The sequence below is a fragment of the Dendrosporobacter quercicolus genome, from assembly GCF_900104455.1.
Classification (GTDB): Bacteria; Bacillota; Negativicutes; order DSM-1736; family Dendrosporobacteraceae; genus Dendrosporobacter; species Dendrosporobacter quercicolus.
The window spans coordinates 118,899-130,736 of sequence record NZ_FNHB01000009.1; the positions used below are offsets into that span (position 1 = coordinate 118,899).

11 protein-coding genes, 2 tRNA genes, 1 rRNA gene, 1 other RNA gene and 1 pseudogene are annotated in these 11,838 nt (G+C 46.3%); 14 read left to right on the plus strand and 2 right to left on the minus strand.

Annotated elements, in window-relative coordinates:
* Positions 1–255 precede the first annotated feature (255 nt).
* The 5 genes from BLR06_RS15310 to BLR06_RS15330 all read left to right on the plus strand — a co-directional run bounded on the left by BLR06_RS15310 (position 256) and on the right by BLR06_RS15330 (position 3,595).
* Entirely contained in the window at positions 256–1,377 is a 1,122-nt protein-coding gene (locus BLR06_RS15310; protein ID WP_422699894.1) for an ABC transporter substrate-binding protein, read from the plus strand.
* A gap of 184 nt (positions 1,378–1,561) precedes the next feature.
* Positions 1,562–2,365: an AraC family transcriptional regulator gene (locus BLR06_RS15315; RefSeq protein ID WP_092074469.1), complete on the plus strand. Its 804-nt coding sequence runs from the start codon at positions 1,562–1,564 to the stop codon at positions 2,363–2,365.
* A 93-nt stretch (positions 2,366–2,458) separates the two neighbouring features.
* Positions 2,459–2,866: a DUF2000 domain-containing protein gene (locus BLR06_RS15320; RefSeq protein WP_092074470.1), complete on the plus strand. Its 408-nt coding sequence runs from the start codon at positions 2,459–2,461 to the stop codon at positions 2,864–2,866.
* 182 nt (positions 2,867–3,048) lie between these two features.
* Positions 3,049–3,501, plus strand: coding sequence for a tRNA adenosine(34) deaminase TadA (tadA, locus tag BLR06_RS15325; protein ID WP_092074471.1), 453 nt, complete (start codon positions 3,049–3,051; stop codon positions 3,499–3,501).
* A gap of 5 nt (positions 3,502–3,506) precedes the next feature.
* A tRNA-Ser gene (locus BLR06_RS15330) sits at positions 3,507–3,595 on the plus strand.
* A 403-nt stretch (positions 3,596–3,998) separates the two neighbouring features.
* Here BLR06_RS15330 and BLR06_RS15335 read toward each other — a convergent pair.
* Positions 3,999–5,228 (minus strand): ATP-binding protein, encoded by a 1,230-nt coding sequence (locus tag BLR06_RS15335; RefSeq protein ID WP_092074472.1) that lies wholly within the window; start codon positions 5,226–5,228, stop codon positions 3,999–4,001.
* 421 nt (positions 5,229–5,649) lie between these two features.
* Positions 5,650–5,776 (minus strand): annotated as a pseudogene (locus BLR06_RS19295) (IS6 family transposase); the annotation flags it as partial.
* 335 nt (positions 5,777–6,111) lie between these two features.
* On the opposite strand from BLR06_RS19295, the gene BLR06_RS15340 reads away from it, so the two are divergent.
* From BLR06_RS15340 to BLR06_RS19800, 9 genes are all read left to right on the plus strand, one after another.
* Positions 6,112–6,201: transfer RNA gene (locus tag BLR06_RS15340), tRNA-Ser, on the plus strand.
* A gap of 357 nt (positions 6,202–6,558) precedes the next feature.
* An RNA gene (ffs, locus tag BLR06_RS15345) (signal recognition particle sRNA small type) lies at positions 6,559–6,658 on the plus strand.
* Positions 6,659–6,824: 166 nt separating this feature from the next.
* The gene (gene dnaX, locus BLR06_RS15350) at positions 6,825–8,492 is read left to right on the plus strand and encodes a DNA polymerase III subunit gamma/tau (RefSeq protein ID WP_092074486.1); all 1,668 of its coding nucleotides are present in this window, start codon (positions 6,825–6,827) and stop codon (positions 8,490–8,492) included.
* Positions 8,493–8,624: 132 nt separating this feature from the next.
* Positions 8,625–8,951: a YbaB/EbfC family nucleoid-associated protein gene (locus BLR06_RS15355; RefSeq protein ID WP_092074473.1), complete on the plus strand. Its 327-nt coding sequence runs from the start codon at positions 8,625–8,627 to the stop codon at positions 8,949–8,951.
* Positions 8,952–8,956: 5 nt separating this feature from the next.
* A complete protein-coding gene (gene recR / locus BLR06_RS15360; RefSeq protein ID WP_092074474.1) occupies positions 8,957–9,553 on the plus strand; it encodes a recombination mediator RecR in 597 nt (198 codons plus the stop codon).
* An 83-nt stretch (positions 9,554–9,636) separates the two neighbouring features.
* Positions 9,637–9,984: a DUF2508 family protein gene (locus BLR06_RS15365; protein ID WP_245698172.1), complete on the plus strand. Its 348-nt coding sequence runs from the start codon at positions 9,637–9,639 to the stop codon at positions 9,982–9,984.
* A 227-nt stretch (positions 9,985–10,211) separates the two neighbouring features.
* Positions 10,212–10,490: a pro-sigmaK processing inhibitor BofA family protein gene (locus BLR06_RS15370; protein WP_092074475.1), complete on the plus strand. Its 279-nt coding sequence runs from the start codon at positions 10,212–10,214 to the stop codon at positions 10,488–10,490.
* Positions 10,491–10,518: 28 nt separating this feature from the next.
* The gene (locus tag BLR06_RS15375; protein WP_092074476.1) at positions 10,519–11,181 is read left to right on the plus strand and encodes a hypothetical protein; all 663 of its coding nucleotides are present in this window, start codon (positions 10,519–10,521) and stop codon (positions 11,179–11,181) included.
* A 548-nt stretch (positions 11,182–11,729) separates the two neighbouring features.
* Positions 11,730–11,838 (plus strand): 16S ribosomal RNA (locus tag BLR06_RS19800); the annotation flags it as partial.

Below are 11,838 nucleotides of genomic sequence, written 5' to 3' on the forward strand. Positions count from 1 at the left end.
CTATGACCGGATGACAGACTGCCAGCCGGCCCAGGAACAGTCGGCAGTCTTTTTTTTACCGGCAGCCGTTAGGCTTCTTTCGGCTGACCAGGTACTGGAAACCTGCAGCAGGCAGCAGGAATTTTACTGATATAAATTGAACGATTAATGGTAGTGAGGAAGGTTGAATCAAAAAATGCAATTATAGTTACTGGGAGGTTGGATATGATCAAATATTTGGACCGGTTGCGTTGCCTGGCGCTCATATTTTCCGTAATGATCACCAGTGTAGTTGCCGGCTGCGGAAATAGCGAGAGCAATGACCTTAAAATCGGCATGGTGTACGAATTGACAGGCAACACCGCATCTTACGGCACATCCGCCGCGAATGGAGCCAGACTGGCCTTTAAAGAATTAAACGCCGGCGGGGGTGTGCTGGGCAAACAAATCCAGATTGTCACCGCCGATAATAAGGGTGAGCCTTCTGAGTCGGCCAATGCCATGACGAAGCTGATTACCCAGGATAAGGTGACGGCAATTACCGGTTTTACGGTCAGTTCCTGCGGCATTGCCGCCTCGGCGGTTGCGGAAGACCATAAAATTCCATTTGTAGCCGCAGCGACGGTTAACCCTAAAGTTACAGTTGATGAACGAAGCGGTAAAGTGAAGGACTACACTTTCCGGGCCTGTTTTATCGACTCTTTTCAGGGCAGGGTGGCCGCCAATTTTGCTCAAACTGGCCTTAAGGCTGCCAAGGTCGCCATCATGATCGACAATTCAAGTGATTACAGCAAAGGTCTGGCGCAAGTTTTTAAAGCAGCGTTTACGGAAAGAGGCGGGCTGGTTTTGGCTGAAGAGGCCTACCTGCAAAAAGACCAGGATTTCAAATCTGTGCTGACTAAGATCAAAGCTAAAAAGGCCGATTTATTATACATACCGGGTTATTATGAGGATGTGGGCAAGATTGTTAAACAAGCCAGGGAAATGGACATCACCATTCCTGTTTTGGGCGGCGATGCCTGGGATTCTCCCAAGCTGGTGGAGCTTGGCGGCCCGCAGGCCTTAAATAATACTTTCTTTACCAACTTTTATTCAGTGGAAGATACCAATCCCGCAGCACAGGCTTTTGCCCAGGCTTACCGGAAAGAATACGGACAGACTCCCGATTCCATGGCGGCCATGGGCTATGACGCCGCTCACCTGCTGATTGACGCCATTAAACGGGCCAACAGTACGGATGCAGCCAAAATCCGGGAAGCTCTGGCGGCAACCGGCAGTTTTAACAGTGTAAGCGGTGATATGAGACTGAACGAAACGCATGACGCCGTTCGAGGCGTTGTCATTATTGAGCTGAAAGACGGCAAGCAGGTATACAAGGAGACGATTCATCATCAATAGTTACGGCCCAGTCTGTTAAAAAGAAAAAGGCGTCTTTATCTGTAAAGGCAGGTAAAGACGCCTTTTCTAGAACCGGCCGTCTTAGGCCGGAATACTTCTGATGCGCAAGGACGTACAGCAGGAATTTTACTCCTGAAAAGTGAAGTTGTCAGGAAATGCAGGAGGGCCGGAAAGGGGTGGCCTGATGGGCCAAGTTCATTATTATCGGGCGGCTGAGCTGCCTTTTTTTGAGCTGAAACGCTGTAATACCGGTGATTTGGCTTATAAATTGCATTCTCATGAGGAATATTCATTAGGGATCGTTGAACAGGGCAAAAGCATTTTTTGGTATGCTGGCCGAAGGGCTGAAATTCAGTCCAATTCACTTGTGTATCTGCCGCCGGATTTCGTACACTCCTGTAATCCGGCTGAAGGAGAAAACTGGCAATATACGATGCTTTTTGCTGAGGCCAAATGGGTTGAGGGATTTCTTGCCGGCAGGAAGAACGTTCTGAGGAATCAGCCGGTTGTCCAAACTCCTGGTGACGGGAGAGTGCGGCAAGCGATGAATACTGTTTTTCATGTTTTCCGACAGGCCGATATCTGCCCATTGGAAAAGGAAGGCTGTGTAATGGCAGTCTGGGAAGCACTTTTCCCTTGCACGAAAAGTGAAGGGGACGACTGCTGCCGGCGGGCTTTGCCAGGCGTGGCGCTGATCAAAGAGTATTTGGACAGCTGTTTTATGAAAAAAATTACCCTGGCGGAATTAGAGCAGGTATCCGGGTTAAACAAATTTAATATCATTCGCCTGTTTAACAAGTCGTTTAACCTGCCGCCGCATACTTATCAGCTGCTGCTGCGAGTGAATTACGCCAAAAAAGAGCTGCGTAAAAACCGGCGGCTAACAGAGGTTGCGCTTGAAGCCGGTTTTTACGATCAAAGCCATTTTTGCAAAGTGTTTAAAACCCATACCGGCATAACGCCTGACAAATATCAAAAATGTATTTAATGCATCAACGGTCTTTGCCCGCAATTTTCTACAATACAAGGCCGGACTGCTTTGCTATTATGAATAGAAATAAGTATAGCGAGGTAGTTGCCGATGAAAATTGTCATGGTAGTAAATAAAGAATTGCCGGTAGGCCTGATTGCCAATACCACCGCCGTTTTAGGAATAAGCCTTGGCAAAATGGTTCAGGATATCGTAGGCTGTGATGTTCATGACGCCGCAGGGAATACCCATTTAGGCATTACAACGAAAACTATTCCTATTTTAGGCGGCGACAGAGAGCAGTTGAAGCGAATCCGGGACTGCTGCTTTGCGCCCGGCTATGCAGATATAACCACGATCGGCTTTAGTGAAGTCGCCCAAAAGTGCCTGGATTACGATAGCTATAGCAGCTATTTGTCGCTGCTTGGGGCTGCGGATATCTATTATTTGGGGATCTGTCTGTATGGGCCGGTAAAAAAGATCAATAAGCTGACAGGAAGTTTAGGCTTGTTGCGGTAACAATTAGCGCAAATTCCCGGCAGGTCACAGCGGGCTGTCCGGCGGCGGCCGGCATCAAATATCGTCTTGGCAAGACTTTACTGGATAAATGGACTTGCATATTGCATTCGAATAAGCTATAATATTACAGTAACGCTGCGTGTTGATTGCAGGTTTTACAGTATTGTATGGTGGAAAAACAGATGGACGATCACGATTATATGGGCGCAGCGCTGGACGAAGCCCGCAAAGCCTATGCGCTTGATGAAGTGCCCATTGGGGCTGTGCTGGTAATGGATGGCGAGATTATTGCCAGGGGGCACAATATGCGGGAATTATGGCATGATGCTACTGCGCATGCCGAAATTATTGTTATTCGTGAGGCTTGCCGAAAGCTGGGCCGCTGGCGGTTGACGGGAGCTACCCTGTATGTTACGATTGAGCCCTGCCCAATGTGCGCCGGAGCTCTGGTAATGAGCCGAGTGGACCGTGTGGTTTATGGCAGCGCCGATTATAAGGCGGGCGCTGTTGAATCAATATTTAATGTTGTGCAGCATTCCGCATTAAATCATCAGTTGCTGGTAACGGCCGGCGTTAGAGCGGATGAGTGCGCCGGAATAATGAAGGATTTTTTCAAAAAACGGCGTTCTAAATAAATTATGGAGAGGTATCGAAGTGGTCATAACGAGGCTGACTCGAAATCAGTTTGCGAGCAATCGCACGCGGGTTCGAATCCCGCCCTCTCCGCCATTAACCCAATAAATATAAGCCTTTGCGAAATGTGCAAAGGCTTTTTGTTTTTTGTTATGGTAAAGTTGTGTCCATAACTCGGTAAAAATAAAGTTTTTACCCATTTTTTACACGTAAAAACACCACCGTACATACATGAACATTATTTTTTTTCAAACTCTTCTAAAGCTTTTCTTTTTTCCTGAGGGATAAGGTGAAACTAGGTGTTATGGATTGCCCGTGACTATCAGTAATCGGCGCGATGTTAATTTCTTGAAAACTTGTATTCCTATTTACGTGCGAAATAATGAAACTGGAAGACGGGGATGCGTTCAGTTCAGGAGACCGCTACCTATGTTTTTATATCAGAACAACCTAAAATGCCTTTAGCCATTACCAAAGTAACGGCCAAAGGCATTTACACTTATATCCCCCAAATAGGCACAATCAAATTCTGGCTGTCAAACGCCGACAGCCTATCAGTCGTACAAAGCACAGCGCCTGTTCCACGCTCCAAGGTAGCCTTGTCAATCACGCCAAACACACGAGTAAGCTGCTTTTGCGGCGTGGCAGTTTTCTTGATTTCCATGGGGTAAAGCTTGCCGCTGTCCTCCAGTAGAATGTCAATCTCCTTAGTATCCTTATCCCGATAGTAATAAATATAGGCTTCCCAGCCACAGTTCTGATAGCTTTTGACAATCTCAGATACCACAAAATTCTCAAGAATCGCACCACTCATGGCGCCGTTCATCAGGGTATCACTGTTACTCCATTTGGTCAGGTATGCCACCAATCCGCAGTCATAGAAATAAAGCTTTGGCTTGGTTACCATGCGTTTGAGCATATTGTTGGAATACGGATGTAGATAAAACACAATCCCCAGTCTCTCTAAAATCCCCAGCCAGTTTTTGGCGGTAATCTGGTCAATGCCGGCAGCGTCAGCAATGGTCTTGTAGTTGAGCATCTGCCCGCACAGGGCAGCTGCGGCCGTGATGAAATCCATAAACTTGAGCGAATCGATGGCGCCGGAAAGCTCTTTTACATCCCGGTCTATATAGGTACTGATGTAGCTGGAATAAACAGCCCGATGGTCGCTATACTGCCCGCTGATAAGGGCAGGCATACCGCCTTTGAAAATACGATCATAAAGCGCAGGCGTATCAATAGGCGTGCGCTCCTTTATTCGCTGTGACAACTGCTTTAAATCCAGCACAAAGGGTGCGGTGGCAGCACCGTAGATTTCCGCCTGTGACAGGGGCGCCATATGCAGCAGGCAGACACGTCCAGCCAGTGACTCCTGTATTCCCTCCATTAATTTGAATACCTGCGAACCAGTTAACCAAAAGTCACCGGCCCGCCGGTTCTGGTCAACGTGTATTTTGATATAGGTAAACAGCTCCGGTGCATACTGTACCTCATCAATAAACACCGGCGGCTTGTGAATTTGCAGGAACATCTTCGGGTCGCTCTTCGCCATTTGGCGTTCCGTCAAATCGTCCAGAGTCACATATTTCCGCCCTATGTTTTCCTCCGAAGCTAGTTTTTGCAGCATGGTTGTCTTGCCAACCTGCCTTGGTCCGGTGAGCAGCAACGCTGGAAATTCTTTGCTGAGACGGAGAAAGGTATCTTCCATTGCTCTGTGTATATAATTCATGAGATCACCTCATCGTCTAAAAATGAAATTTATTATATTATAGCCGAAATAGATGTTTTAGAGAATGAATTATCGGCTATTATTTATATTTATTATATTTTAGACGAATTTATTAAAACATATACTGTACATAAAGAGTTTTCAGCGCAGAACGCTGGAAACTCCTTTCGCTAATGGTTGGTTAACTATTCGAAGAGTACAGCAATGAAGCACAGATCAGATACTACGAAGAGTATATTAAAGCACGGTCGGAATGGGATTGGTATCTACGCTGACGGAGTGCATTACCGGCACCAATACCAAAAGCGTACTGATTGTCATCGATGATCGAGGATTTCCCGTTGGGAAAATTTATATGATTATCACGAAATCAATTTTTCGGTTCGCACTAGAATGTCTGCAATATGGAAGAAATGCTAAAAAGCTCAATCCGCATATTGTCGAAAAGCGGCGCGAAGCTGGTGCACCAGTTACTGATCATAGTGTGAGGAAACCTTGATATTGAAGGCGGTACGCAGGATCAGGCTGATATTGCGGAATGAGTTTTTGAGGCATTCCTAACATAAACGCATGTTTATGGGTTCTGTTTAAGGTATTAGTGACGTTCTCTTTCTCTCCGCCATTAACTTAAGAATTAAGCGGCTGGAGTTTCTGTACTCCGGCTATTGTTGTTTTATTGTGTTAAAGATTCTGGTTTTGCTATGCTTTTCCTTACTAGTAGGCCTGTTTCGCTCCTACTGCCAGTGCCAAGGGGCCTGCGCTAATGAAATTTAGCGGAGTTGTTGCTGTTGACATTTGCCCGGTTAAATGATAATATATCTTTTGTCGCTGATAATTAGCTTGTTTTTTAAAATTCATAGGCCAGCGATTGGTTTAAGCAAGCGGAGAGATGTCCGAGTGGTTGAAGGAGCACGCCTGGAAAGCGTGTGTACGGGAAACTGTACCGAGGGTTCGAATCCCTCTCTCTCCGCCATATTTATTTCCTGATGCTTTAAGCTGGACTGAGGCAGCTTGGTTCCTGCCATAATAACCTTTGAGATGATGCGCTTATAGCCTTGCTATGAGTGCTTTTTGATTTGTTTACACGCCCCTGGCTGGGACACACCCGAGCGGCGATGTGTTCTCCGATGTTCAATTTGATGGGTATAATGGATATAATAAATGAAATGCAGTTTCTGCTCATTCCCATGAAATCTCACTTGCATTCGAATGTTATGTATAGTATAATGTCCTTCAGAGATGCCAGTGTATGCGCCTGTACCAAGGGCGAGTCCTTTTTCATAATGTTCACTGATGGGGTCTGATTTGTTTTTAAGGTCGGACTGCGGCAGCTTGGGTCTTGCGCAATGGAGACTCATGAACCCCGCCAGGTCCGGAAGGAAGCAACGGTAAGTGATCATCTTCATGTGCCGCAAGGGCGCCTGATTTGCCGTAGCCCGACGTTAAAAACATAAAATATCCTGTTATAATAAAGCAGCCAGAATGCCTGGTTGCTTTTTGGCATGTAAAAAATATAAAAATGAGCTGTCAAAGGAAAAAAACCGCAGCATGTTGAAGTATGTATTTCCAGACCAGCGGCAGAGGGGAGCGGTAAGTATGGCCTATGTAGCATTGTACCGACAGTGGCGGCCACAGGATTTTGAGAATCTGGTGGGACAGGAGCATATTCGGCGAACTCTCAAAAATGCAATTGAAGTTGGGAAAATTGCCCATGCCTACCTGTTTTCAGGACCCCGCGGTACAGGCAAAACAAGTACGGCCAAGATATTGGCCAAGGCGCTGAATTGCATTCAGGGACCTACGCCCACGCCCTGTAATGTCTGCGCTAATTGTGATAAAATTACGGCAGGCACTTCAATGGATGTATTTGAAATTGACGCCGCCTCAAATCGCGGTATTGATGAAATCCGCGATTTACGCGAGACGGTTAAGTTTGCCCCTGTTGATGGCCGGTACAAAGTTTATATTATTGATGAAGTACATATGCTGACAACGGAAGCATTTAATGCTCTGCTAAAGACACTGGAAGAACCGCCGGGGCATGTTGTGTTTATTCTGGCGACAACCGAAGCGCATAAAATTCCGGCAACCATTCATTCGCGCTGCCAGCGTTACGATTTTCGCCGGATTGACGTAAAAACCATTCATGAGCGCCTGGCGGCTGTTGCCCAAGGGGCTGGCCTGGCTGTTGCCGATGACGCTTTAAAACTTATTGCTACACACGCTGAAGGCGGGATGCGGGATGCTTTAAGTGTCCTGGACCAGTGTACGGCCTTGGACGCGGACACGGTAACGGCGGTTAAAGTCCGGCAGCTACTGGGCCTGATTGGCCATGAGTGGGTCTGGAAGCTGACCGATGCTTTGGCTGACCGGGATGCCAGTAGGGCTTTGCTTGTTTTGGATGAGTTAATCGTTATGGGCAAAGAAGTAAGACAACTGTTGCTGGAGATGGCTCTGTACGCCAGGAGCCTGATGCTGTATAAGGCTGCTCCTTCAATTGAAAATATTGCAATGTCTGGTGACGAACTGACTGTTCTGGAAAAACATAGTGCTGAATTTACCCACGGCGAACTGGTAAAGATCATTCAAATCATGCATGAAGCGGCAAATGAGACCAAATGGTCGCCTGAGCCGCGAATTAGTGCTGAGGTGGCATTGCTGTCCGTCTGCCGTCGTACCGACAGTGAAAACCTGGACGCACTAATCCGGCGAATCGAAGTGCTGGAGGAACAATTAGCAGGCGATGCTTCAGCTGCCAGTCCTCGCCCAACTGCGCCGGCTCCGGTTAAACCGGTAATGAAGGAGCTGCCGCCGGCAGAGAGTAACACAGCTGCCGCCGGTGAACCGTATTCCAAACCGCCGCAAAATATTTCAGCGGCTCCTCGGGCTTCGACGGTTAATATTAAAGATGTTTGGGACAATATGCTTAAGGAATTGCTGGCTGACGGCAAACGTTCAGTACATGCCTGTGTGGCCCAGGGCCAGCTCCTGAGTTTAGCTGATCAGCAAGCCGTAATTCAGTTCACCGCTAATTTTCCCAAGGAACGTACGGAAAAAGCCGACTACCGGGCTATTTTAGAAAGTGTGCTGGAAAATATCTGCGGACAACCAATTCAAGTCCAGTGCCGGTTAGCTGGGACGCCCGCCAAACCGGCAGCCAAGATGCCCAACAGGCAACCGGAGAACAGGGTGGCTGCTGAGGACCATCCGGTTTTGCGGGAAGCCGTCAAAATGTTTGGCGGCGATATTGTAAAGCAGGATTAGTCAGGTCCGGTCTTGTCCGGGGGCTGCAACGGGAGTTTACGTTCATTACAACGCAAGCTGAGTCATATATTGAATTTAGCTGCCTTTTGGCTAAGCCGGCAGGCGGTTAAACATAAATAGGGAGGCAATCTAATGTTTGGAAATATGGGTAATATGGCCGGGATGATGAAAAAAGTCCAAAAGTTACAGGCTGATATGGCTAAATTGCAAGAAGAACTTAAAGCGCGTACGCTGGAAGTATCGGCTGGCGGTGGTGCGGTCAAGGTTGTTATTACTGGAGAAAAGCAAATCAAATCTTTGAAAATTGAGCCAAGCGCCGTTGATCCGGAAGATGTTGAGATGTTGGAGGACCTGATCGCAGCTGCGATTAATGAGGCGGTCAAGAAGGTTGACGACATGATGGCTCAGGAAATGGGCAAACTGACCGGCGGTCTGAATTTACCTCCCGGCATGTTTTAACTATTATGCAATACATAGCGCCGCTGGCGAAATTAGTTGAACAATTGCGGGCTTTACCCGGCATAGGGGCTAAAACGGCAGTGCGTCTGGCTTATCATGTGCTGGAAATGGACAATGACAGGGCTCAGGCGTTAGCTAATGCTATTGTAGAGGCAAAAGCCAAAATCAGCTATTGTGAAATCTGCTTTAACCTGACCGACAGCAATCCCTGCCGTATTTGTGCAGCCGAAGCTCGTGACCAGTCGGTGATCTGCGTGGTGGAGGAGCCCCGTGATGTTGCGGCAATGGAACGAACCCGCGATTTCAAAGGGCGATATCATGTTTTGCATGGGTCGCTGTCGCCGCTGGAAGGGATCGGCCCTGAGGAAATTAAAATTAAAGAATTGCTGCTGCGGTTAAATTCGGAACAGGTTTCTGAAATTATCATGGCCACCAATCCGGATGTGGAAGGTGAAGCGACAGCAATGTACCTGGCAAAGCTTCTCAAGCCGCTGGGGATTAAAGTAACCAGAATTGCTCATGGATTGCCGGTAGGCGGAGATTTGGAATATGCTGATGAAGTAACTTTATCCAAAGCTTTAGAAAATCGTCGTGAAATGTAAAGAGCTGCATTAGCAGCTTTTTTACATAATGGATGTTTAATAAACCCTCACTTTGGAAAAAATAGCCTTAGGAGGGGATGGCATTGAATTTAAATATTGGCGTTAATGTCAAGGCCAGAATGCATGATGCGCTTCACAAGGTGTTTTCCCGGCTGGTAGAAAGTGATATTCCGGAAACTATAGAATTGCCCGCCTTGCCGGATTTAGTCGAGCAAGCCCGTCAGGAATATTTGAATGCCCAGTATTATTACAATACCGTTACCGATCAGGATTTGGTTGATCACGCCGTTTTCTTAATGCACGCTGCCGAAAAAAAATATATGTATTTACTGAAACAGGCTCGGGAGCAGGGTATTACCTATTCGCTGTACGCCGGGGAAAACGCAAACAAAAAAGCGTTGGAAATAGATCAAACTTTGGGGCCGCAGTAGACTTGCCCCGCTGGAGCATTACCATGACCTGGTGCAATCCTGGTCATTTTTTTTTGCACCCAGGCAGGCAATTCCGGCATAAATAAGACTAGCTTTAAATATATATTACTCAGTGGATTATGCTTCGGGCGGTTTTTTTACTTTTTAGCAGGTAATTTGCTGGTTTGTGTTGTAGATTGCAATAGGAGCAGAGGAAAAAGAAATGAAATGATTGTGAGGGATATTTTATGCCAGCGTTTATCGGGGAATTGAATGTTGTATTTGCTTACGCTTTTGGTATCATTTTGATATATTTAATTGGCCGGATGTTTTTAATGCCGCTTAAATTAGTGTTTCGTCTGATCTATAATGGGATTATTGGCGGAATTATGCTATGGATTGTCAACTTAATTGGCGGGTATTTTGATTTTAATATCGGGATTAATGCGATAACAGCGCTTATTGCCGGGTTTTTAGGAATACCAGGGGTAATTTTGCTGATTTTGTTTAAAATATTCATAGCATAACAGCGCATTATTAGCCAAGGAGTTTATCATGGAACCAATCGTAGAAGCCTATATTGGAGAATACGCCAGCGGGAAGAGCGAAAACGCTGTAAATCGCGCTATTGCATTATGCCGCCAGGGACTGGCGGTAACCCTGGTGGATTTAGATACTGTCGAGCCTTGTTATACGATCAGGCCAATCAAGCGGGAGCTGGAAGCAATGGGGCTTGAAGTTATTGCCTGGGATACGACCGATACGATGGGGCTGGGAGAAGCGGGCAGCGTTATCAAGGGTGCAATGCGCTGGGTACTCAAGCGACCGGGAAATATTATTTTGGATATTGGCTATGGCGTACACGGGGCGGGCGTTTTTAATCTAATTGAAGGGGCCTGGGATCATGCTCATTTGAAAATCATTGCTGTTATCAACATGTCAAGGCCATTTACAGCCACGGTTGAAGCAATTGTCGAATATGTTGCCGCCTTAGGACGGGTGGACGGCTTATTAAACAATACGCATCTGGATGAAGAAACCAGTGTGGCTGTTGTACAACAGGGAGCGCGGGGTGTTGCCAAAGCGGCGGGCATATTAGGGCTGCCGGTATTGGGAACTTCTGCGGAGAAAAAAATTGCTGCACAAATCGGCCGGCTGGATTGTATGGGTAATCCGGTAAGGGCTTTGGAAAGAATGATGCCGAGAACGTTTTGGTAATGGGGCGCTGTATTGGTGAATAGGAAAGGAAAACTAAGGATAGAATACCAGCGGTGCGATTAAATGATAAAAATTGCAATTTGTTATTAGCTATGGCCGATAATGCAATTTGTTTAAAAGAAGCTTGTATAGTATAATAATTTCCGTCATTGCGCTTTGCTTTTAACATAAAAAATTAAGTGCAAACAAAATATTACGCTATATATTGACACATAAGATCAAACGTGTTAATCTAAATAAGTCGCCGCTAAACGGTGACACAAAATACCAAAAGAAATATGTTGACATGATGAAAGCTGTTATGTTAATATATATAAGCTGTCCGATGGCGGCAAACGTGATGTAAATGAGCGATAGCGAGTAAACAGCACGAAAGTGTTCCCTGAAAACTAAACAATGTAAGATAAAAATGCCAGATGTGCCCTGAACAGTTCTACAGGAACTGTCAGTACTAGCAGCATAAATGCTGCGTCGCGGTTGGAAAATCGCGAGTCAGTTTCTTAACTTTAAGAAATAAATAAAGAGCCATCAAGGTTCTTCATAATACTTTTATGGAGAGTTTGATCCTGGCTCAGGACGAACGCTGGCGGCGTGCCTAACACATGCAAGTCGAACGGTCTGGTGTTTAACACCAAGAGTTACGTGCAAAAAGAGAAA

Excerpts from the sequence above, each read along its gene's own strand:
- BLR06_RS15310 (WP_422699894.1), top strand. The coding sequence starts at position 256 with ATGATCACCAGTGTAGTTGCCGGCTGCGGAAATAGCGAGAGCAATGAC.
- BLR06_RS15315 (WP_092074469.1), top strand. The coding sequence starts at position 1,562 with ATGGGCCAAGTTCATTATTATCGGGCGGCTGAGCTGCCTTTTTTTGAG.
- BLR06_RS15320 (WP_092074470.1), top strand. The coding sequence starts at position 2,459 with ATGAAAATTGTCATGGTAGTAAATAAAGAATTGCCGGTAGGCCTGATT.
- tadA (WP_092074471.1), top strand. The coding sequence starts at position 3,049 with ATGGACGATCACGATTATATGGGCGCAGCGCTGGACGAAGCCCGCAAA.
- BLR06_RS15335 (WP_092074472.1), bottom strand. The coding sequence starts at position 5,228 with ATGAATTATATACACAGAGCAATGGAAGATACCTTTCTCCGTCTCAGC.
- dnaX (WP_092074486.1), top strand. The coding sequence starts at position 6,825 with ATGGCCTATGTAGCATTGTACCGACAGTGGCGGCCACAGGATTTTGAG.
- BLR06_RS15355 (WP_092074473.1), top strand. The coding sequence starts at position 8,625 with ATGTTTGGAAATATGGGTAATATGGCCGGGATGATGAAAAAAGTCCAA.
- recR (WP_092074474.1), top strand. The coding sequence starts at position 8,957 with ATGCAATACATAGCGCCGCTGGCGAAATTAGTTGAACAATTGCGGGCT.
- BLR06_RS15370 (WP_092074475.1), top strand. The coding sequence starts at position 10,212 with ATGCCAGCGTTTATCGGGGAATTGAATGTTGTATTTGCTTACGCTTTT.
- BLR06_RS15375 (WP_092074476.1), top strand. The coding sequence starts at position 10,519 with ATGGAACCAATCGTAGAAGCCTATATTGGAGAATACGCCAGCGGGAAG.